Origin of the sequence: Streptomyces sp. NPDC016309 (assembly GCF_043077235.1) — a bacterium.
Taxonomy (GTDB): Bacteria; Actinomycetota; Actinomycetes; order Streptomycetales; family Streptomycetaceae; genus Streptomyces.
This window is the reverse complement of sequence record NZ_JBIBSG010000005.1, coordinates 93,142-112,175: the sequence shown is the minus strand read 5'-3', so window position 1 is coordinate 112,175 and position 19,034 is coordinate 93,142. Positions and strand designations below refer to the sequence as shown.

Annotated in this window: 21 protein-coding genes and 1 tRNA gene; 8 read left to right on the top strand and 14 right to left on the bottom strand. The window is 70.0% G+C overall.

The features are described 5' to 3' along the window. Positions 1 to 26 precede the first annotated feature (26 nt). The 3 genes from bcp (at position 27) to ACF068_RS13995 (ending at position 2,261) form a co-directional block, all read left to right on the top strand. Positions 27 to 494 (top strand): thioredoxin-dependent thiol peroxidase, encoded by a 468-nt coding sequence (gene bcp / locus ACF068_RS14005; protein ID WP_392274468.1) that lies wholly within the window; start codon positions 27 to 29, stop codon positions 492 to 494. Positions 495 to 646: 152 nt separating this feature from the next. Then, complete coding sequence (gene proP, locus ACF068_RS14000; protein ID WP_392274467.1) at positions 647 to 2,128, top strand: glycine betaine/L-proline transporter ProP; 1,482 nt, start codon at positions 647 to 649, stop codon at positions 2,126 to 2,128. A 49-nt stretch (positions 2,129 to 2,177) separates the two neighbouring features. After that, positions 2,178 to 2,261 (top strand) — tRNA-Leu (locus tag ACF068_RS13995). A gap of 82 nt (positions 2,262 to 2,343) precedes the next feature. Here ACF068_RS13995 and rdgB read toward each other — a convergent pair. From rdgB to ACF068_RS13975, 4 genes are all read right to left on the bottom strand, one after another. Continuing rightward, the gene (rdgB, locus tag ACF068_RS13990; protein WP_392274466.1) at positions 2,344 to 2,946 is read right to left on the bottom strand and encodes an RdgB/HAM1 family non-canonical purine NTP pyrophosphatase; all 603 of its coding nucleotides are present in this window, start codon (positions 2,944 to 2,946) and stop codon (positions 2,344 to 2,346) included. Between the two features lie 11 nt (positions 2,947 to 2,957). Then, complete coding sequence (locus ACF068_RS13985; protein ID WP_392274465.1) at positions 2,958 to 3,341, bottom strand: hypothetical protein; 384 nt, start codon at positions 3,339 to 3,341, stop codon at positions 2,958 to 2,960. Between the two features lie 91 nt (positions 3,342 to 3,432). Further along, positions 3,433 to 4,164 carry a ribonuclease PH gene (gene rph, locus ACF068_RS13980; RefSeq protein ID WP_392274464.1) on the bottom strand — a complete coding sequence of 244 codons (732 nt, stop codon included), beginning with the start codon at positions 4,162 to 4,164 and terminating at the stop codon, positions 3,433 to 3,435. A 77-nt stretch (positions 4,165 to 4,241) separates the two neighbouring features. Beyond that, the gene (locus ACF068_RS13975) at positions 4,242 to 4,475 is read right to left on the bottom strand and encodes a glucose PTS transporter subunit EIIB (RefSeq protein WP_031076305.1); all 234 of its coding nucleotides are present in this window, start codon (positions 4,473 to 4,475) and stop codon (positions 4,242 to 4,244) included. Positions 4,476 to 4,663: 188 nt separating this feature from the next. On the opposite strand from ACF068_RS13975, the gene ACF068_RS13970 reads away from it, so the two are divergent. Beyond that, entirely contained in the window at positions 4,664 to 5,962 is a 1,299-nt protein-coding gene (locus tag ACF068_RS13970) for a PTS transporter subunit EIIC (RefSeq protein WP_392274463.1), read from the top strand. Positions 5,963 to 6,177: 215 nt separating this feature from the next. Beyond that, positions 6,178 to 7,440 carry a PTS transporter subunit EIIC gene (locus ACF068_RS13965; protein WP_392274462.1) on the top strand — a complete coding sequence of 421 codons (1,263 nt, stop codon included), beginning with the start codon at positions 6,178 to 6,180 and terminating at the stop codon, positions 7,438 to 7,440. A 52-nt stretch (positions 7,441 to 7,492) separates the two neighbouring features. Here ACF068_RS13965 and ACF068_RS13960 read toward each other — a convergent pair whose 3' ends face one another. Further along, positions 7,493 to 8,245: an MBL fold metallo-hydrolase gene (locus ACF068_RS13960; RefSeq protein WP_392274461.1), complete on the bottom strand. Its 753-nt coding sequence runs from the start codon at positions 8,243 to 8,245 to the stop codon at positions 7,493 to 7,495. A gap of 163 nt (positions 8,246 to 8,408) precedes the next feature. On the opposite strand from ACF068_RS13960, the gene ACF068_RS13955 reads away from it, so the two are divergent. Then, positions 8,409 to 8,864, top strand: coding sequence for a type II toxin-antitoxin system PemK/MazF family toxin (locus ACF068_RS13955; RefSeq protein ID WP_392274460.1), 456 nt, complete (start codon positions 8,409 to 8,411; stop codon positions 8,862 to 8,864). A 74-nt stretch (positions 8,865 to 8,938) separates the two neighbouring features. On the opposite strand, the gene ACF068_RS13950 is transcribed toward ACF068_RS13955, so the two are convergent. The 7 genes from ACF068_RS13950 to clpS all read right to left on the bottom strand — a co-directional run bounded on the left by ACF068_RS13950 (position 8,939) and on the right by clpS (position 13,699). Beyond that, positions 8,939 to 9,889, bottom strand: a complete 951-nt coding sequence (locus tag ACF068_RS13950; protein WP_392274459.1) for a PLP-dependent cysteine synthase family protein — start codon at positions 9,887 to 9,889, stop codon at positions 8,939 to 8,941. Further along, positions 9,889 to 10,167 (bottom strand): MoaD family protein, encoded by a 279-nt coding sequence (locus ACF068_RS13945; protein ID WP_189554479.1) that lies wholly within the window; start codon positions 10,165 to 10,167, stop codon positions 9,889 to 9,891. Before ACF068_RS13945 ends, ACF068_RS13950 begins: the two co-directional genes overlap by 1 nt. Before the next feature lie 191 nt (positions 10,168 to 10,358). Next, on the bottom strand, positions 10,359 to 10,478 hold the full coding sequence (locus tag ACF068_RS13940; RefSeq protein WP_392274458.1) for a putative leader peptide: 120 nt from the start codon (positions 10,476 to 10,478) through the stop codon (positions 10,359 to 10,361). An 86-nt stretch (positions 10,479 to 10,564) separates the two neighbouring features. Next, positions 10,565 to 10,987, bottom strand: a complete 423-nt coding sequence (locus ACF068_RS13935; protein ID WP_392274457.1) for a Mov34/MPN/PAD-1 family protein — start codon at positions 10,985 to 10,987, stop codon at positions 10,565 to 10,567. 91 nt (positions 10,988 to 11,078) lie between these two features. Continuing rightward, a complete protein-coding gene (locus ACF068_RS13930) occupies positions 11,079 to 12,506 on the bottom strand; it encodes an amino acid permease (protein ID WP_392274456.1) in 1,428 nt (475 codons plus the stop codon). A 312-nt stretch (positions 12,507 to 12,818) separates the two neighbouring features. Beyond that, positions 12,819 to 13,394, bottom strand: a complete 576-nt coding sequence (locus tag ACF068_RS13925; RefSeq protein ID WP_392274455.1) for a DUF2017 domain-containing protein — start codon at positions 13,392 to 13,394, stop codon at positions 12,819 to 12,821. Continuing rightward, positions 13,394 to 13,699 carry an ATP-dependent Clp protease adapter ClpS gene (clpS, locus tag ACF068_RS13920; protein ID WP_064072206.1) on the bottom strand — a complete coding sequence of 102 codons (306 nt, stop codon included), beginning with the start codon at positions 13,697 to 13,699 and terminating at the stop codon, positions 13,394 to 13,396. Before clpS ends, ACF068_RS13925 begins: the two co-directional genes overlap by 1 nt. A gap of 90 nt (positions 13,700 to 13,789) precedes the next feature. Here clpS and ACF068_RS13915 point away from each other — a divergent pair, with 90 nt between their 5' ends. After that, positions 13,790 to 15,118 carry a nicotinate phosphoribosyltransferase gene (locus ACF068_RS13915; RefSeq protein ID WP_392274454.1) on the top strand — a complete coding sequence of 443 codons (1,329 nt, stop codon included), beginning with the start codon at positions 13,790 to 13,792 and terminating at the stop codon, positions 15,116 to 15,118. Between the two features lie 148 nt (positions 15,119 to 15,266). Then, positions 15,267 to 15,854 (top strand): isochorismatase family protein, encoded by a 588-nt coding sequence (locus ACF068_RS13910; RefSeq protein WP_392274453.1) that lies wholly within the window; start codon positions 15,267 to 15,269, stop codon positions 15,852 to 15,854. Positions 15,855 to 15,900: 46 nt separating this feature from the next. Here ACF068_RS13910 and ACF068_RS13905 read toward each other — a convergent pair whose 3' ends face one another. Further along, complete coding sequence (locus ACF068_RS13905; RefSeq protein ID WP_392274452.1) at positions 15,901 to 16,254, bottom strand: hypothetical protein; 354 nt, start codon at positions 16,252 to 16,254, stop codon at positions 15,901 to 15,903. 123 nt (positions 16,255 to 16,377) lie between these two features. Beyond that, on the bottom strand, positions 16,378 to 18,822 hold the full coding sequence (locus ACF068_RS13900) for an immune inhibitor A domain-containing protein (protein WP_392274451.1): 2,445 nt from the start codon (positions 18,820 to 18,822) through the stop codon (positions 16,378 to 16,380). Between the last annotated feature and the right edge of the window lie 212 nt (positions 18,823 to 19,034).

The window sequence follows — 19,034 nt, the reverse complement described above, 5'->3', positions numbered from 1 at the left end:
TCCCCTCTCCCGAGGAGCCAGAAGCCATGAGCGAGCGACTCCAGCCCGGCGACACCGCCCCCGCCTTCACCCTGCCCGACGCGGACGGCAAGGACGTGTCGCTCGCGGACTACCGCGGCCGCAAGGTCATCGTCTACTTCTACCCGGCCGCGCTGACGCCCGGCTGCACCAAGCAGGCGTGCGACTTCACCGACAACCTCGACGTGCTCGCGGCCGCGGGCTACGACGTGATCGGCGTCTCGCCGGACAAGCCGGAGAAGCTGGCGAAGTTCCGGGAGAAGGAGGACCTGCGGGTCACGCTGGTCGGCGACCCGTCGAAGGAGACGCTGGCCGCGTACGGCGCCTTCGGCGAGAAGAAGCTGTACGGCAAGACGGTCACGGGCGTCATCCGCTCGACGGTCGTCGTCGCCGAGGACGGCACGGTGGAGCGCGCGCTGTACAACGTGAAGGCGACCGGCCATGTCGCCAAGATCATCAAGGACCTGGGCATCTGATCGGGCGCCCGGTCCGCCCTTTGGGCCCGCCCGTCGTCGTGTGACCGAAGTCCCATTCCCGTCCCCCGGGACTTCGGTTTGCGAACGCTATGCCCGAGCAGGTGTCCCCCTTGGATTCTCCCCACCCGAAGTCCAGGAAAGGACCCCTGCCCATGGCGGCCACGGCCGATCCAGCGGCGGTCAGGCGCCACCGCACCCTGTTCCGCACGATCCAGCAGCGGAAGAACCCGAAGCTCCGTCGGTGCGACATCACCGTCACCGACCAGGCGGCGGTGAAGCGGGCCGTGAAGGCGGCCTCACTGGGCAACGCCATGGAGTGGTTCGACTTCGGCATCTACAGCTATCTGGCCGTCACCATCGGCCATGTCTTCTTCCCGCCCGGGAACGGCACGGCGCAGTTGCTGTCGTCCTTCGCGACCTTCGCCGTCGCCTTCCTGATCCGGCCGCTGGGCGGCATGGTGTTCGGTCCCATGGGCGACCGGATCGGCCGCAAGAGGGTCCTCGCGCTGACGATGATCCTGATGGCGGTCGGTACGTTCGCGATCGGCCTGATCCCCTCGTACGCGTCGATCGGCTTCTGGGCGCCGGTGCTGCTGATCCTGTTCCGGCTGGTCCAGGGGTTCTCCACGGGCGGTGAGTACGGCGGTGCCTCGACCTTCATCGCCGAGTACGCCCCGGACAAGCGGCGCGGTTTCTTCGGCAGCTTCCTGGAGTTCGGCACGCTGGCCGGGTACGTCGGGGCGGCGGGTCTGGTCACGGTGCTGACGGCGGTCCTGGGCGACGCGTCCATGGAGGCCTGGGGCTGGCGGATCCCGTTCCTGGTGGCCGGCCCGCTCGGGCTGGTGGGGCTGTACCTGCGGCTGAGGCTGGACGAGACCCCGGCCTTCCAGAAGCTGGAGTCGGAGAGCGCCTCGGCGTCCGAGGCGGCCGATCCGGTGGAGACCTCGGTGAAGGGCGACCTCGCCACGATCTTCCGCGACCACTGGCCGACGCTGATCCTGTGCGTGGCACTGGTGGGCGCGTACAACGTCACCGACTACATGCTGCTGTCGTACATGCCGACGTACCTCTCCGACGAGCTCGGCTACGGCGCGACGCACGGTCTGCTGATCCTGCTGGCCGTGATGGCGTTCCTGATGCTGATCATCACCCAGGTGGGCCGCCTCAGTGACCGCTTCGGGCGCAAGCCGCTGCTGATGGCGGGCATGCTGGGCTTCCTGCTGCTGTCGGCCCCGGCCTTCCTGCTGATCGGCCTCGGCGGCGTCGTCGCCATCACGGCGGGGATGCTGATGCTCGGTCTGTCGCTGGTCTGCCTGCTGGGCACCATGTCGGCGGCGCTCCCGGCGCTGTTCCCCACCCAGGTGCGCTACGGCTCCCTGTCGGTGGGCTACAACCTGTCCGCCTCCCTGTTCGGCGGCACCACCCCGCTGGTCATCACGGCCCTCATCAGCCTCACCGGCAGCACCCTGATGCCGGCGTACTACGCGATGGCGGCGGCCCTGGTCGGTGTCGTGGCGGTGGCCTGCATGAAGGAGACGGCCCGTCAGCCCCTCGCCGGTTCCCCGCCGTCGGTCTGCACCAAGGAGGAGGCGGCCGCACTCGTCCAGTCCCGCGCCCCGGAGCCGCGGTTCTGACGGTGGCGCCGAGCGGCGGCGGGCCGCCCACTACGATGGTGGCGCGCACGCGGCCGTGGTGGAACTGGCAGTCACGCTGGGTTTAGGTCCCAGTGGGGTAACACCCGTGAGGGTTCGAGTCCCTCCGGCCGCACGTACGGCGAAGGGCCGCCTCCCGGTGGGGGGGCGGCCCTTCGGTGCGTCCGCGGGCCGCGGGCCCGGCCGGCGCGGGCTGCTCAGCCGACGAGTTCGCGGATCACCGGGACCAGGGCGCGGAAGGCCTGTCCGCGGTGGCTGATGGCGTTCTTCTCCTCGGCGGTCAGCTCGGCGCACGTACGGCTGTCGCCGTCGGGCTGGAGGACCGGGTCGTAGCCGAAGCCGCCGGTGCCGGCCGGAGCGCGGCGGAGGGTGCCGCCGAGGCGGCCCTCGACGACGCGCTGGGTGCCGTCGGGGAGGGCCAGGGCGGCGGCGCAGGCGAAGTGGGCGCCGCGGTGGGCGTCGTCGATGTCCGAGAGCTGGGCCAGCAGGAGCCGGAGGTTGGCCTCGTCGTCGCCATGCCGGCCCGACCAGCGGGCCGAGAAGATGCCGGGGGCGCCGCCGAGGACGTCGACGCACAGGCCGGAGTCGTCGGCGATGGCGGGCAGGCCGGTGGCGCGGGCGAGGGTGTGGGCCTTGAGGAGGGCGTTCTCGGCGAAGGTGACGCCGGTTTCCTTGACGTCGGGGACCTCCGGGTAGGCGTCCGCGCCGACGAGTTCGTGGTGCAGTCCTGCGTCGGCGAGGATCGCGTGCAGTTCGGTGATCTTCCCGGCGTTGCGGGTGGCGAGGATCAGGCGGGTCATGTCCCCAGTATCTACGGGGTGCAGATCTTGCCGATCTCGGTGGCGGCGTCGGTGACGGGGGTGATGTCGGGGGTGGCGTCGCCGTTGTTGACGGCGGTGCGGACGCTGTCGACGCCCCTGCCGAGGTCGTCGACGGCCTTGGAGAGGTCGGCGTTGTCGGTCTTGTCCTTGAGGCCGTCGAGTTCCTTGTCGATCTTGTCGAGGGACTCGTTGAGCCGGGTGGGGTCGTCGGCGGCGGACGAGACGGCACGGCCCAGTTCGTCGACGCTGGTGGCGATGGAGTCGGCGGCCTGGACGCAGTCCATGGCCTTGTCCAGCGCGCCGCAGCCGGCCGCTCCGGTGACGGCGAGGAGCGCGGTGGCGGCGGCGAGAGCGGCGGTACGGCGACGTCGCATGGAACGGGTCCTCCCCAGGGGCTGCGGACGGGCGTACGGTTCGGCCCGTACGCCCGTACCGGTAGGGACGCCGGCGGGGCGTCCGCGGTTGCTACAGGGTGATGCCGAGGGCGTCGCGCTGGAGGGCGGCGAGGTCGGCGCAGCCTCCGGTGGCGAGGTCGAGGAGCGCGTTGAGCTCCTTGCGGTCGAAGGGCTCGGCCTCGGCGGTGCCCTGGACCTCGACGAAGCGGCCGTCACCGGTGCAGACGACGTTCATGTCGGTCTCGGCGCGGACGTCCTCCTCGTAGCGGAGGTCCAGCAGGGGGGTGCCGTCGACGATGCCGACGGAGATGGCGGCGACGGTGCCGGTGAGGGGCTTGCGGCCGGCCTTGACGAGCTTCTTGCCCTGCGCCCAGGCGACGGCGTCGGCGAGGGCGACGTACGCGCCGGTGATGGCGGCGGTGCGGGTGCCGCCGTCGGCCTGGAGGACGTCGCAGTCGAGGACGATGGTGTTCTCGCCGAGGGCCTTGTAGTCGATGACGGCCCGCAGGGAGCGGCCGATGAGCCGGCTGATCTCGTGCGTGCGGCCGCCGATCCTGCCGCGCACGGACTCGCGGTCGCCGCGGGTGTTGGTGGAGCGCGGGAGCATCGAGTACTCGGCGGTGACCCATCCTTCGCCGCTGCCCTTGCGCCAGCGGGGGACGCCCTCGGTGACCGAGGCGGTGCAGAAGACCTTGGTGTCGCCGAAGGAGATGAGGACGGAGCCCTCGGCGTGCTTGCTCCATCCGCGTTCGATGGTGACCGGGCGGAGCTGTTCGGGGGTGCGGCCGTCGATTCGAGACATGGGGTCGAGCCTAGCCGCCGACGTGCGAGGGGCCCGTTCCGGTACCGGAACGGGCCCCTCACGGGTGAGCGGTCGGCTCACATCATGTCTTCGATCTCGGCGGCGATCGGGTCGGCGTCGGTGCCGATGACGACCTGGATCGCGGAGCCCATCTTGACGACGCCGTGGGCGCCGGCGGCCTTCAGCGCGGCCTCGTCGACCAGGGCGGGGTCGGCGACCTCGGTGCGCAGGCGGGTGATGCAGCCCTCGACCTCTTCGATGTTGTCGATGCCACCGAGCCCGGCGACGATCTTCTCAGCCTTGCTGGCCATGTCTTTCTCCCTGCGTCCAAGAGCCGTTTCGGAGCACTGAGCGCTGCTCGGCCCACCTAGGTCTTTCGTCACGGTAACGCACGGTTGGCCCATCTTCGCGGGCGCATTACCCGGTTGTACCGAAGGATGACGATCACCAGCGCCTACGATATCGCAACTGGTCTACACCAGTCTTCAGGAGGACGCCGATGAGCGCCGAGAGCGCGGCCGGATCGCGGTCCGCACCGAAGCCGAAACGGTGGGCCGGTGCCTTCCAGGGGCTCCAGAAGATGGGCCGCAGCCTCCAGCTCCCCATCGCCGTGCTGCCCGCGGCCGGCATCCTCAACCGGCTCGGCCAGCCGGACGTGTTCGGCGCGGACGGGCTCGGCTGGAACGACGTCGCCAGGGTGATGGCCGGCGCGGGCGGGGCCCTTCTCGACGCCGACCTGGGTCTTCCGCTGCTCTTCTGCGTGGGCGTCGCGATCGGGATGGCCAAGAAGGCGGACGGCTCCACCGCGCTCGCCGCCGTCACCGGCTTCCTGGTCTACCGGGGCGTGCTGCGCGCCTTTCCCAAGGACTGCCCGGCGGACACCACGGACGTCAACGGCGGCTGCCTGGCCTCGGACGACACCTTCGTGGCGTACACGTACCAGAACCCGGGCGTCTTCGGCGGCATCGTCATGGGCCTGCTCACGGCGTACGTCTGGCAGCGGTACCACCGGACGAAGCTGGTCGACTGGCTGGGCTTCTTCAACGGCCGCCGGCTCGTGCCGATCCTCATGTCGTTCCTCGCGATCGCGTTCGCGGTGGTGTGCCTCTTCGTGTGGCCGCCGGTCGGTGACGCCCTGGAGAGCTTCAGCGACTGGCTGGTGGGGCTGAGCTCCTGGGGCGCCGGCATCTTCGGCGTGGCCAACCGCGCGCTGCTGGTCATCGGACTGCACCAGTTCCTGAACGTGCCCGTGTGGTTCCAGTTCGGCTCGTACACCAAGCCGGACGGAACGGTGGTGCACGGCGACATCAGCATGTTCCTGGCGGGCGACCCCGACGCGGGCCAGTTCACCACCGGCTTCTTCCCGATCATGATGTTCGCGCTGCCGGCCGCCGCGCTGGCCATCACCCACTGCGCCAAGCCGCACCGGCGCAAGGAGGTCGGCGGCCTGATGCTCTCGGTGGCCCTCACCTCGTTCGTCACGGGCATCACCGAGCCGATCGAGTACTCCTTCCTCTTCATCGCCCCGCTGCTGTATGTGGTCCACGCCCTGCTGACGGGTGTGTCGATGGCCGTGACCTGGGCCTTCGGCGTGAAGGACGGCTTCAGTTTCTCGGCGGGCCTGATCGACTACGTGATCAACTGGGGGCTGGCGACCAAACCGTGGCTGATCATTCCCATCGGTCTCGCTTTCGCCGTCGTCTATTACGCGATCTTCCGTTTCGCGATCACCACGTTCGACCTGAAGACCCCGGGCCGGGAGCCCGAGGACGCGGAGACGGACGTCACCAAGCCGTAGCCACCGGACGCGCGAAGGGCCCCGGACCAGCTCTGGTCCGGGGCCCTTTCGGCGTTATCAAATCGCAAGTTCCTTATCTAACCCTCACCGTGCTACAACAGGTCTACACCAGTTAATGGTGTAGACCACGCGGCGTCGCGCCGCGTTTTCCGAGACGCCGCCGTCCCCCGTGAACCATGTCCCCGGGCGGCGCCTTGCCCACCTGGAGGAACTTGATGTCCACCGCCACCGCCCCCGCGGCGGAGAAGAAGAAGGGCGCCGGCGTGATGGCCGTCATGCAGCGCATCGGCCGCAGCCTCATGCTGCCGGTCGCCGTGCTGCCGGCCGCCGCGCTCCTGGTGCGATTCGGTCAGCCCGACATGCTGGGCCGGGAGTCCTTCCCGACCTTCATCACCAAGATCGCAGGCTACATGGCCGCCGGTGGCGGGGCCCTGCTCGACAACATGGCGCTGCTCTTCGCCGTCGGCATCGCGATCGGCTTCGCGAAGAAGTCGGACGGCTCCACCGCGCTGGCCGCGGTGGTCGGTTACCTCGTCTTCAAGAGCGTGCTGGGCACCTTCACGGACAGCAGCCTGCCGAAGAAGCAGGCCATCGTCGACGGCAAGATCGTCATGGTCGAACAGGCGGTCGACGCCAAGGTGCTCGGCGGTGTGGTCATGGGCATCATCGTGGCGCTGCTCTACCAGCGCTTCTACCGCACCAAGCTGCCGGACTGGGCGGGCTTCTTCGGCGGCCGCCGTCTCGTCCCGATCCTGTCCGCCTTCGCGGGTCTGCTCGCCGGCATCGTGTTCGGCCTGATCTGGCCGTGGCTCGGCGCGGGTCTGCACTGGTTCGGCGAGAGCCTGGTCGGCTCCGGCGCCGTCGGTGCGGGTGTCTTCGGTGTCGCCAACCGCGCCCTGATCCCGGTCGGCATGCACCACCTGCTGAACTCCTTCCCGTGGCTCCAGGCCGGTGAGTACAACGGCAAGACCGGCGACATCGCCCGCTTCCTCGCCGGCGACCCGACCGCCGGACAGTTCATGACCGGCTTCTTCCCGATCATGATGTTCGCCCTCCCCGCGGCCTGCCTCGCGATCGTGCACTGCGCCCGCCCCGAGCGCCGCAAGGTCGTCGGCGGCATGATGTTCTCGCTCGCGCTGACCTCCTTCGTCACCGGTGTCACCGAGCCGATCGAGTTCACCTTCATGTTCATCGCCCCGGTGCTGTACGCCCTCCACGCGGTGCTGACCGGTGTCTCCATGGCACTGACCTGGGCGCTCGGCATGAAGGACGGCTTCGGCTTCTCCGCCGGCGCGATCGACTTCTTCCTCAACCTGGGCATCGCGTCCAACCCGTGGGGCCTGGCCTTGGTGGGCCTGTGCTTCGCGGCGGTCTACTACGTGGTCTTCCGCTTCGCGATCACCAGGTTCAACCTCCCGACGCCGGGCCGTGAGTCCGACGAGGAGCTCGCCGAGCTCCAGAAGGCCGAGGCCAAGTAAGCACGCCGAAGGCCCCCGGAACCACTCGGTTCCGGGGGCCTTCCGCATGCCGTCACACCTCGTAGACCGCGCCCGCGTACGCCAGCTCCGACGGGCCGTCGTAGACCGCCCGCGCGTCCGCCAGGTTGCGCTCGCCGTCCGTCCACGGCGGGATGTGCGTGAGGACCAGCCGGCCCGCCCCGGCCCGGGCGGCGTGCGCCCCCGCCTCCCTGCCGTTCAGGTGCAGTCCGGGGATGTCCTCCTTGCCGTACGTGAACGACGCCTCGCACAGGAACAGGTCGGCCCCCGCGGCGAGCGTGTCCAGCTCCTCGCAGACACCCGTGTCGCCCGAGTACACGAGGGACTTCCCGCCGTGCTCCACCCGGATCCCGTAGGCCTCCACGGGGTGGCACACCTTCTCCGTCCGCACCCGGAACGGGCCGAGGTCGAACGAGCCGGTCTTCAGCGTGTGGAAGTCGAACACCTCGCTCATCGACGTGTCGGACGGGGTGTCCGCGTACGCCGTCGTCAGGCGCTGCTCCGCGCCGTCCGGCGCGTACACGGGGATGGCGGGGCAGCGGCCGCCCTCATGGCGGTAGTAGCGCGCGACGAAGTACCCGCACATGTCGATGCAGTGATCGGCGTGCAGGTGGCTGAGGAAGATCGCGTCGAGGTCGTACAGACCGATGTGGCGCTGCAACTCGCCCAGGGCGCCGTTGCCCATGTCGAGGAGCAGCCGGAAGCCGTCGGCCTCTACGAGGTAGCTCGAACAGGCCGATTCCGCGGACGGGAACGACCCCGAGCAGCCGACGACGGTGAGCTTCATGGAGCGTGAACCTCCGAGGACGGGAGCCGGGCAGGCGCTGACAGGGGAGGTCGTGCGGTTTACCGAGCGTAAGGCGCGGCGCGCCGGGTCGCTCCTCCGCAGTGGCCCCTTGTGGTCGAACTCACCCGCGCTGTCACCGGTTCGGGCGGGTAGCGTCCGTTCCATGGACACGTCCTGGTGGCTGGCGCTCGGCGCCGTCGTGGTGCTCGCGCTGGTGGCGGCGGTGTCCGACGCGACCGGTCGGCGGCGCCGGCGTCGCCGTCCGGGAGGCCGTACCCGCCCGCCGGGCCGGCCCGGCGCGCGCGGGGCGCGGCCCCGGCCGGGCGAGATCTGGTGGGCGGACGTCCCCTACGAGGACGGCCCCGGCTCCAAGGACCGCCCCTGTCTGGTGCTGACGGTACGCGGCGGTACGGCGCTGGTCGCGAAGATCACCAGCCGCTACCGGGACGACCGGCCGGGCGTGATCGCGCTGCGGCCGGGCGCGGTGGGCGACGCGCGGGGGCGGCCGAGCTTCCTGGAGACGGACGAGCTGCGGGACGTGCCGCTGGCGGGGTTCCGGCGGCGCGCGAGTGACGTGGACCCGCTGGTGTGGGACCGCGTGCGGCACCTGGCCACCTGACGGTCCGCAACCCCGTGCCCCCACCGGGGCCGCCCCCGCGGCGGCGCCGCCCCGGTTCCGCGGCGCCCGGGGGGTCAGGCCCAGAGCTGGCCGTGGAGGGTCTCGATGGCCGCTTCCGTGGTCGGGGCCGTGTAGACGCCCGTCGACAGGTACTTCCAGCCCCCGTCCGCGACGACGAACACGATGTCCGCGCTCTCGCCCGCCTTGACCGCCTTCTTCCCGACCCCGATCGCCGCGTGCAGCGCCGCACCCGTCGAGACGCCCGCGAAGATGCCCTCCTGCTGGAGGAGTTCCCGGGTGCGGGTGACCGCGTCGGCCGAGCCGACCGAGAAGCGGGTGGTGAGCACGGAGGCGTCGTACAGCTCGGGGACGAAGCCCTCGTCGAGGTTGCGCAGCCCGTACACGAGGTCGTCGTACCGCGGCTCGGCGGCGACGATCTTCACGTCCGGCTTGTGCTCCCGGAGGAAGCGGCCGACGCCCATCAGGGTGCCGGTGGTGCCGAGGCCCGCCACGAAGTGCGTGACGGACGGCAGGTCGGCCAGGATCTCGGGGCCCGTGGTGGCGTAGTGGGCGCCCGCGTTGTCGGGGTTGCCGTACTGGTAGAGCATCACCCAGTCGGGGTGCTCGGCGGCGAGTTCCTTCGCCACCCGTACCGCCGTGTTGGAGCCGCCCGCCGCGGGGGACGAGATGATCTCGGCGCCCCACATGGCGAGCAGGTCACGCCGCTCCTGGGAGGTGTTCTCGGGCATCACGCACACGATGCGGTAGCCCTTGAGGCGGGCCGCCATCGCGAGCGAGATGCCCGTGTTGCCGCTGGTCGGTTCGAGGATGGTGCAGCCGGGCGTGAGCCGGCCGTCCTTCTCCGCCTGCTCGATCATGTGCAGGGCGGGGCGGTCCTTGACCGAGCCGGTCGGGTTGCGGTCCTCCAGCTTGGCCCAGATGCGCACGTCCTCCGAGGGGGACAGGCGCGGCAGGCGGACGAGCGGGGTGTTGCCGACCGCGGCGAGGGGCGAGTCGTAGCGCATCAGCGCATGCCGCCGGCCACGGCCGGGAGGATCGTGACGTTGTCGCCGTCCGACAGCTTGGTGTTGATGCCCTCGAGGAAGCGGACGTCCTCGTCGTTCAGGTAGACGTTCACGAAGCGGCGCAGCTCGCCGCCCTCGACGATGCGCTCCTGGATGCCGGCGTACCGGCTCTCGAGGTCGGCGAAGAGGTCGGCGAGGGTGTCCCCGCTGCCCTCGACGGCCTTGGCGCCACCGGTGTGGGTACGGAGGATGGTCGGGATGCGGACCTCGATGGCCATGGCGTGGGCTCCTGTCGAATGGCGTCGGATGGCGTCGGACGGCTGGTCGGGCTCTGAAGTCTGGGCGACGGCCCGGTCGGCCGGGAGGCTGGTGCGGGACGTGCTGCGTGCGCGCACGGGGACGGCCGCGCGGTGGTGCGGGTGGTGCCGGTACAGCCGGGTGGTGCGCGCTCCGCGCGGCGCCGTACGGCTCAGACGGCGGGGGCGCGGCGCGGACAGATGGCGCTGGCGAGACGGCACAGATCGACGTGCAGCCGCGCCACGAGCAGCACGGTGCCCGGCGTCTGTTCGCTCACGTCGAGGGAAACCATGCGGTCATCGTATCGATTCCCGGTCCGGCATTCGGAGTGTGATATCGCATGGTGGACGTTTTGCGACCATCATGCGAGACCGGAGGTCAGTAGGCCTCGACGACCTGGACCTCTTCCTCCGTGATCTCGCCGTCCACGATGCGGTACGACCGGAACTGGAACGGTCCGGCGCCGTCCGCGTCGGCGGTCGAGACGAGCACGTAGTGGGCCTCGGGCTCGTTGGCGTAGGACACGTCCGTGCGGGACGGGTAGGCCTCGGTCGCGGTGTGCGAGTGGTAGATGACCACCGGCTCCTCGTCGCGGTCGTCCATCTCGCGGTACAGCTTGAGCAGGTCACCCGAGTCGAACTCGTAGAACGTGGGCGAGCGGGCGGCGTTGAGCATCGGGACGAAGCGCTCCGGGCGTCCGGAGCCGGCCGGGCCCGCGACGACGCCGCACGCCTCGTCCGGGTGGTCCTCGCGCGCGTGCGCGACGATCTGGTCGTACAGGGCCCGTGTGATGGTCAGCATGGGCATCAGGATAAGCAGAGGGAACAAGCGAACGGGCCCGTTCGTACCAACATCCGGTACGAACGGGCCCACATGCTGAGAGCGGAGCCGATCAGCGGCGCTTGAAGGCGGCGTTCTCGGGGTTCCGGTTCTTCAGGACCAGGAAGGAGACGCCCAGCAGCAGGGCCCACAGCGGGGCGCAGTACAGGGAGACCCGCGCGCCCTCGTCGATGCCCATCATCACGATGACCATGCCGATGAACAGCAGGGCGAACCAGCTCGTGAAGGGGGCGCCGGGGGCCTTGAACTCCGATTCCGGAAGCTCGCCGCGGCCGACGGCCGCCCGGTAGCGGATCTGGCAGACCAGGATCATGATCCAGGCCCACATGCCGGAGATGGTCGCGAAGGAGACGACGTACTCGAAGGCCTTGCCGGGGGCGACGTAGTTGATCCAGACGCCGACCAGCATCAGCGCCGCCGAGAAGGTGGTGCCGACCAGCGGGGTGCCGGACTTCGTCAGCTTGGTGAAGACCTTCGGGCCCTGGCCGTTGAGCGCGAGGTCACGCAGCATGCGGCCGGTGGAGTACATGCCCGAGTTGCAGGAGGACAGGGCGGCGGTGAGCACCACGAAGTTGACGATCGCGGCGCCGATGCCGAGGCCCATCTGCTCGAAGGCCGCGACGAAGGGCGAGACGCCCGGCTCGAAGTGCGTCCACGGCACGACCGACAGGATCATGATGAGCGCGCCGACGTAGAAGACGGCGATGCGCCACGGGACGGTGTTGATGGCCTTCGGCAGCGTGACCTTCGGGTCCTTGGACTCGCCGGCGGTGACGCCGACCAGCTCGACCGCGAGGAAGGCGAACATCACGATCTGGAGGGTCATCAGCGTGCCGCCGATGCCCTTGGGGAAGAAGCCGCCCTCGGACCAGAGCATGGTCACGGACGCGGTGTCGGCGGCGTCGGAGAAGCCGATGGTGAGGATGCCGGCGCAGATCAGGATCATGCCGATGATGGCGGTGACCTTGATCATCGAGAACCAGAACTCCAGCTCGCCGAAGAGCTTCACGGAGATGAGGTTCGCGCCGTACAGGATGATCGTGAAGACGAGGGCGGACACCCACTGCGGGATGTTCCACCAGTACGTCATATAGGTGGCCGCCGCGGTCACCTCGGTGATGCCGGTGACGACCCAGAAGAGCCAGTACGTCCAGCCGGTGACGAAGCCCATGAAGGGGCCGACGAACTCACGGGCGTACTCCGAGAAGGAGCCCGAGACGGGGCGGTACATGAGCAGCTCGCCCAGCGCCCGCATGATGAAGAAGATGACGAGGCCGGCGATGGCGTACGCGAGGATGAGGCTCGGTCCCGCCTTGGAGATGGCCTTGCCCGCGCCGAGGAAGAGCCCGGTGCCGATGGCTCCGCCGATCGCGATCATCTGGATCTGACGGGCTCCGAGGCCTCGCTGGTAGCCCTCGCCGGACGCGGACTCCGCGGCCTCACTGCCGTCGTGCTGCTTGTCGACCTGCACTGAGGTCATGGTTGGTGCGCCTTTCTCCACGCTGATCCGCGTCGCTCGCACTGGACTGCGCGTGACCGCGGATCAGGTCCTGATCCCCCCGGATATGGATGGAGTGCCACCGGCGGTCTGCCGGTCGAAGCGCACCCGGGAACAGGGGTGGCGTCCCCGGGCGGTCGTGAAGATTTATCACGGCCGCAACAGTGATCGACGAGCCGGATTGTGGCGCACCGCACAGGAAGAAGCGGACAAACGGAGGAAATGCCTACAAGGTGGGGCGGGCTGGTAATCCGATCGTTATGCGGATTTGAGCGTCCGCTGAGCGAACGGAGGTCACATGAGGGTCTCGACGAGCGTCTCCTGAAGGGCGCCCAGCCACAGGTACGCCATGACCATCGGCTTGCGCGGGTCGGAGTCGGGCAGCCGGTACAGCGCCTCGTTCTCGTCGTCGTCCCTGACCTCCAGCCGGGTGCCGATGGTCAGCCGCAGGTCGTTGAGCGCGCCCAGCCAGTGGCGGGCCTCCTCGCCCGTCAGCTCCAGGACCGCGCCGCCGCCGCCCGCCACGTCCAGCAGGTCCAGGCTGCGGACGACGGCGAGGGCGTCCTCCCGCTTGCGGGCGCGCAGGTCGTTCTCGGTGAAGCGGCGGAACTCGGCGGACGCGGCCCGCAGCTCCTCGTCGGCGTCCTCGTAGGCGTTCGGGAAGAGCCGGGCCAGCGCGGGGTCGGCCGGCGGCTCGGTGGGGCCGTCGCGGAACAGCTCGGCCAGCGGGTCCTCGCCCATGGGCGGCGCCTCGCCGGGGCCGATCAGCTCCAGGAGCTGGACGGCCAGGGAGCGGAGGATGGAGATCTCGACCTCGTCGAGCGGGACGGCCGCGCCGCCGCCGGGCAGCGCCTCGAAGTGGCCGCTCATCAGCCGCGGTCCTGGGAGAGGGTCGCCCACAGTCCGTAACCGTGCATCGCCTGCACGTCGCGTTCCATCTCCTCGCGGGTGCCGCTGGAGACCACGGCCCGGCCCTTGTGGTGGACGTCCAGCATCAGCTTGTGCGCCTTGTCCTTGGAGTAGCCGAAGTACGCCTGGAAGACGTAGGTGACGTAGCTCATGAGGTTGACCGGGTCGTTGTGGACGATCGTCACCCAGGGCACGTCGGGTTCGGTGACGGCGAAACCCTCTTCGGCCGCTTCGGTGCGTTCGATCTCTGCGGGAGCAACACTCACTCACCCAATGCTGCCACTCGGGGTGGGCAGCCGCACAAACGGGTCCTAGAAATCGTCAGAGTGACGAGTATTCGGGGGTAGCATCGTCCTATGAATGCTGCGGATCTTGGGCTGCCGGTGGACGTGCCGTCTACCGCGCTCTTCACCGACCAGTACGAGCTGACCATGCTCCAGGCGGCACTGCGGGGCGGCACCGCCGACCGGCGGTCGGTCTTCGAGGTGTTCACCCGCCGGCTGCCCGAGGGGCGGCGCTACGGCGTGGTGGCCGGCACCGGCCGGGTGCTGGACGCCGTGGAGAACTTCCGCTTCGACGCCGGTGTGCTCGGCTTCCTGCGGGAGCGCGGGATCGTCGACGAGCCCACCCTCGCCTGGCTCGCGGACTACCGCTTCGGCGGCGACGTCTGGGGCTACCCCGAGGGCGAGGTGTACTTCCCCGGCTCGCCGATCCTCCGCGTGGAGGGCTCCTTCGCGGAGTGCGTGCTGCTGGAGACCGTGATCCTGTCCATCCTCAACCACGACTCGGCCATCGCGGCCGCCGCCTCGCGGATGTCGGCCGCGGCCGGTGACCGGCGGCTGATCGAGATGGGCGCCCGGCGCACCCACGAGCTGTCCGCGGTCGCAGCCGCCCGCGCCGCGTACGTGGGCGGCTTCTCCTCCACCTCCGACCTGGCGGCGGGCTTCCGCTACGGCATCCCGACGGTCGGCACCTCCGCGCACGCGTTCACCCTGCTCCACGACACGGAGCGGGACGCCTTCCGCGCCCAGGTGGAGTCCCTGGGCCGCGGTACGACGCTGCTGGTCGACACCTACGACGTGGCCGAGGCGGTGCGCACCGCCGTGGAGATCGCCGGCCCCGAGCTGGGCGCGGTGCGCATCGACTCCGGGGACCTGCTGCTGGTGGCGCACCGGGTGCGCCAGCAGCTCGACGACCTGGGGGCCCACGACACCCGGATCGTGGTCACCTCCGACCTGGACGAGTACGCCATCGCGTCGCTGGCGGCGGCGCCGGTGGACGCGTACGGGGTGGGCACCCAGCTCGTGACCGGCAGCGGCCACCCGACCTGCTCCATGGTCTACAAGCTGGTCGCCCGTTCCGAGTCGGCGGACCCGAAGGCGCCGCTGCGGTCGGTGGCCAAGAAGTCGCTGGGCGGCAAGATGTCCGTCGGCGGCCGCAAATGGGCGGCGCGCCGGGTGGACGCGGACGGGGTGGCCGAGGCCGAGGTCATCGGCACCGGGCCGGTGCCGGCGGAGCTCGCGGACCGGCAGCTCCTGGTCGAGCTGGTCAAGGGCGGCGAGGTGGTGGCGCGCGAGCCGCTGGACGCGGCGCGCGAGCGGCACATGGCGGCGCTGGCGGGGCTGCCGATGTCGGCGATCCAGCTCTCCCGGGGCGAGGCCGTCATCCCCACGGAGTACCTCTGAGATCACCCGGAGCGTGCGGACGACCGGGCCCGGGCGGGTGGGACGCCCCCTCCCGCCGGACCGGAGGAGTCTCTAGGCTCGGTCCCATCCCCCGTGACCACCCGCTCGAACGGCCGGCCGACCGGTCCCCCACCGAAGGACTACCGTCATGCACCGCGCACTGATCGTCGTCGACGTCCAGAACGACTTCTGCGAGGGCGGCAGCCTCGCGGTGACGGGCGGCGCGGACGTCGCCGCCGCCATCACCGACCTGGTCGGCGAGGCCGCCGGAGCCGTCTATCAGCACGTGGTGGCCACCCGGGACCACCACGTCGACCCGGGGGACCACTTCTCCGACCGGCCCGACTTCGTGAACTCCTGGCCGAGGCACTGCGTGGCCGGAACGGAGGGGGTGGGCTTCCACCCGAACTTCGCGCCGGCGGTCGCGTCGGGCGCGATCGACGCGGTGTTCGACAAGGGGGCGTACGCGGCGGCGTACAGCGGCTTCGAGGGCACCGACGAGAACGACGTCCGGCTGGCCGACTGGCTGCGGGAGCGGGAGGTCACCGAGGTGGACGTGGTGGGCATCGCCACCGACCACTGCGTGCGCGCCACCGCGCTGGACGCGGCCCGGGCGGGCTTCCGCACCCAGGTGCTGCTGGACCTGACCGCCGGTGTCGCCGCGGAGACCACGGAGCGGGCCCTGAGGGACCTGCGGGCCGCGGGCGTCGAGCTGACCGGCAAGCCGGTCGTCTGAACCCCCGACGGCCCCCCGACGGCCCCGCGGCGGCCCCATGGAGGTCCTACGGCGTGCCTCCGGGCCACGAGGCGCCCGTGGGCGCGCCCCAGGCCCTCGGCCGCGGGAGCAGCGCGCGGATGGGGTGCCACAGCTCGGTGCGGGACTCCGGGACCGTGCGCCAGAGCAGGCCGTCGGGGTGGTGGAGCACCGCGGTGACCTCGTCCGGCGTGGGCGGGTGGGTGTTGCCCCGGAGGTAGACCGCGCGAAGGCCCAGGTTCCGCAGCCGGGTCAGGGCGCGGGCGCGGTTGGCCGCGTGGACCAGGACGCGGACCGTGGAGCCGTCGCCGACCGGGTTGGGCAGGCTGAGCGCGACCACGACCTTGCCGCCGGGCAACTTGGTGAAACCTCCACCGGGCATGCTGGACCACTCCCCCGTGAGATGGTGTGTCAATAAGAATGGGTCACCACGCACCTAAACAGAATCGGCCGCCGCCCGCTAGGGGGCGACGGCCGATCATGCTCTGACCTGCGACGACAGGGTTTACTTCGTCGAGGGGCCCACCTGGACCGTGATCGTCTGGCCGTTCTTCGGCTGCTTGACGATGGCGATCTTGGTGTTGGTGTCAGTTACCTTGACGCCCGCGCGCGGGTTCGAGTCGTAGTAGTAGACGCCCTTGCGGTCGTCGAACGCCGGGACACCGGCCTGCGAAGCGATCTTGGTCGCCACGCCCGCCTTGTGCAGCGTGATGCCGGTGGTCCGGTACAGGCTGAACGGCGAGTCGTAGGCCTGGATGCGGTTGCGGGTCAGCGTCCCGTCCGCCCACTTGGTGGGCGTGGCGTGGGCGTCGACCGGCAGGATCAGGCCCTGGCCGGGGTGGACGGCGGTGTTGTTGTCCTTCTGGGAGGTGTCCCACTGCCAGACCAGCAGACCGGTCTGGTACGGGTAGTGCTCCACCCAGCTGTCCATCGGCGCCGCGAAGCCGAAGTTGTACGGGCCGACCTTGAGGGTCTTGTCGTACGAGACGTACTGGCGGTTCTCGGCGATGTAGTACTGGTCGTACTCGTCGGTGAGCGAGTCACCGATCCGCGAGAAGCCCTTCGGCGTCCAGCCGTTGTCGTCGCCCTCGGCGTTGTCCGAGAACACCGGCGCGCCGTCGGCCGTCAGGGTGATGGCGTCGGCCGTAAAGCCCTTGCCGCCCGCGCCGCCGTCGGTCTGGTAGCGGAAGCGGAGGTCGAACTTCTTGCCCGCGTAGGCGTCGAGCGGGAACGCCAGCTTCTGCCAGGTGCCGGAGACACCGGTCAGCGACGGGGCGCCGCTGGCGTCGGCCGGGATGGCCTTGCCGTCGGCGGTACCGGCCAGGGCGGTCCACTGCTTGCCGCCGTCGGTGGAGACCTCGGCGTACAGGTAGTCGTAGTCCTGCTCGATGTCCCACCACCCGTCGAGCGTCAGCGCGGCCTTGGTCTTGCCGGTGAGGTCGACGGAGCGCGTGAGGGTGTTCTTGAGGTCGTCACCCATGTCGCTCCACCACTGCTTGGAGCCCTCGGCCGGCTTGACGACCGGGGTGGTGACCTTCTTCTTCGGCAGGTCGACGACGAGCGCCTGCGGGTTCTTGGTGTTGTACTCCGCGACGCCCAGCGTGTGCTTGGACTTCGTCGCCGCCTTGGCCTTCTCGTAGTTGAGCCAGCCGAGCTGGAGCTTGTCCCAGGCGGTCATGTCGCCGGGCAGGTCGCCGATCTCGTTCTTGCCGGTGCCGAGCCAGGAGCCGGAGGACATCAGGGACCAGAAGCCGGTCGAGTTCTCGGCGCCCGCCTTGCCCGAGGTGTCGTACAGGTCGGGCAGGCCCAGGTCGTGGCCGTACTCGTGGGCGAAGACACCGAGGCCGCCGTTCTCGGGCTGCATGGTGTAGTCGCCGACCCAGATGCCGGAGTCGCCGATCTGCGTGCCGCCGGCCTTGTTGTTCGCCGGGCCGGTCTTGCCGGCGTCGGTGCCGTAGGCGTACCAGCGGTGGGCCCACAGCGCGTCGGTGCCCTGTGCGCCGCCGCCCGCGGACTCGTCCTCACCGGCGTGGACGATCTGGAAGTGGTCGATGTAGCCGTCGGCCTCGTTGAAGTTGCCGTCGGCGTCGAAGTCGTAGCGGTCCCACTGGTCGTACTGGGCGAGCTGCGCCTTGATCTGGGCGTCGGTCTTGCCGGCCGCCTTCTGCTGCGCGGTCCACGCGGTCACACCGTCGCGGACGGCGTCCCACACGTTGGCGCAGTTGGTGTTGCCGCAGTAGTTCGAGCCGTAGCGGGCCTCGTTGTACTCGACCTTGACCCAGTCGGAGACCGCGCCGTCGACCGAGTAGCGGCCGGAGGAGGTCTTCTCGTAGTAGGTCTTCAGGGACTGCTTCTGCTGACCGGTCTTCTTGTCCTTGCCGGTGCCGAAGTACAGGTCCTGGAAGTGCTGCTGGTTGTAGTCCTTCTGCCAGGCCGTCGAGTTGTCCTTCGAACGGTCCGGCTCCGCTATCGCGTTGTGCAGCGGGCCGGCCGCGCCGCCGAACTTCGGCTTCAGCGTGTGGTCGTCGCCGTCGTCCGCGCGGTCGATCAGCGTCGTGTTGTCGACCTTGTCGCCGAACTCGACCAGGATCGTGAAGATCTTGTCGGTCTTCTCGCGGCCCAGCTCGACGTACTTCTTGTCGTCGAGCTTGACGACCTTGGAGGCACCCCTGCGCTCCACCTTGCGGTCGCCTGCCAGCACCTGCTCCAGCGCGGCCTCGCGCGCCTGGGCCTGCTGCTTGCTGAACGGGCCGTCGAGGTCGTGGTCGACCTTGGCGGCGTTGTCGCGCCCCGGAGCCCCGTGCGCACCCGGAGCCGGGTCATGACGCTCGATGCCCTCGGTGGGGCGGTTGTCGGCCTGGGCCGTGGTGAAGGCCGAGGCCGTAGCGGCGGTGGCGGCCAGCGCCACGATCACCGCGGACGCTCTGAACGCCCGTCGTCTGCTGGTCACTTAGATCTTGTCCTCCCCGCGCCCGCGCCCGCGGATGGGGGGTCGATGTGTTATCCGCGTGCGGTGTCGCGCCACAAGTGACGACATTCGACCGGAGAATGACGCGAAAAGACAGATCTTGACTTGCACAGGCCAAGTGCTCTATGTGAACAGCCCGACCCGCATTGCGAACAGCCGCCCCGCCGGGGCTCCGGCGGGGCGGCGGCGGGGAA

Excerpts from the sequence above, each read along its gene's own strand:
- bcp (WP_392274468.1), top strand. The coding sequence starts at position 27 with ATGAGCGAGCGACTCCAGCCCGGCGACACCGCCCCCGCCTTCACCCTG.
- proP (WP_392274467.1), top strand. The coding sequence starts at position 647 with ATGGCGGCCACGGCCGATCCAGCGGCGGTCAGGCGCCACCGCACCCTG.
- rdgB (WP_392274466.1), bottom strand. The coding sequence starts at position 2,946 with ATGACCCGCCTGATCCTCGCCACCCGCAACGCCGGGAAGATCACCGAA.
- ACF068_RS13985 (WP_392274465.1), bottom strand. The coding sequence starts at position 3,341 with ATGCGACGTCGCCGTACCGCCGCTCTCGCCGCCGCCACCGCGCTCCTC.
- rph (WP_392274464.1), bottom strand. The coding sequence starts at position 4,164 with ATGTCTCGAATCGACGGCCGCACCCCCGAACAGCTCCGCCCGGTCACC.
- ACF068_RS13975 (WP_031076305.1), bottom strand. The coding sequence starts at position 4,475 with ATGGCCAGCAAGGCTGAGAAGATCGTCGCCGGGCTCGGTGGCATCGAC.
- ACF068_RS13970 (WP_392274463.1), top strand. The coding sequence starts at position 4,664 with ATGAGCGCCGAGAGCGCGGCCGGATCGCGGTCCGCACCGAAGCCGAAA.
- ACF068_RS13965 (WP_392274462.1), top strand. The coding sequence starts at position 6,178 with ATGTCCACCGCCACCGCCCCCGCGGCGGAGAAGAAGAAGGGCGCCGGC.
- ACF068_RS13960 (WP_392274461.1), bottom strand. The coding sequence starts at position 8,245 with ATGAAGCTCACCGTCGTCGGCTGCTCGGGGTCGTTCCCGTCCGCGGAA.
- ACF068_RS13955 (WP_392274460.1), top strand. The coding sequence starts at position 8,409 with ATGGACACGTCCTGGTGGCTGGCGCTCGGCGCCGTCGTGGTGCTCGCG.
- ACF068_RS13950 (WP_392274459.1), bottom strand. The coding sequence starts at position 9,889 with ATGCGCTACGACTCGCCCCTCGCCGCGGTCGGCAACACCCCGCTCGTC.
- ACF068_RS13945 (WP_189554479.1), bottom strand. The coding sequence starts at position 10,167 with ATGGCCATCGAGGTCCGCATCCCGACCATCCTCCGTACCCACACCGGT.
- ACF068_RS13940 (WP_392274458.1), bottom strand. The coding sequence starts at position 10,478 with ATGGTTTCCCTCGACGTGAGCGAACAGACGCCGGGCACCGTGCTGCTC.
- ACF068_RS13935 (WP_392274457.1), bottom strand. The coding sequence starts at position 10,987 with ATGCTGACCATCACACGGGCCCTGTACGACCAGATCGTCGCGCACGCG.
- ACF068_RS13930 (WP_392274456.1), bottom strand. The coding sequence starts at position 12,506 with ATGACCTCAGTGCAGGTCGACAAGCAGCACGACGGCAGTGAGGCCGCG.
- ACF068_RS13925 (WP_392274455.1), bottom strand. The coding sequence starts at position 13,394 with ATGAGCGGCCACTTCGAGGCGCTGCCCGGCGGCGGCGCGGCCGTCCCG.
- ACF068_RS13915 (WP_392274454.1), top strand. The coding sequence starts at position 13,790 with ATGAATGCTGCGGATCTTGGGCTGCCGGTGGACGTGCCGTCTACCGCG.
- ACF068_RS13910 (WP_392274453.1), top strand. The coding sequence starts at position 15,267 with ATGCACCGCGCACTGATCGTCGTCGACGTCCAGAACGACTTCTGCGAG.
- ACF068_RS13905 (WP_392274452.1), bottom strand. The coding sequence starts at position 16,254 with ATGCCCGGTGGAGGTTTCACCAAGTTGCCCGGCGGCAAGGTCGTGGTC.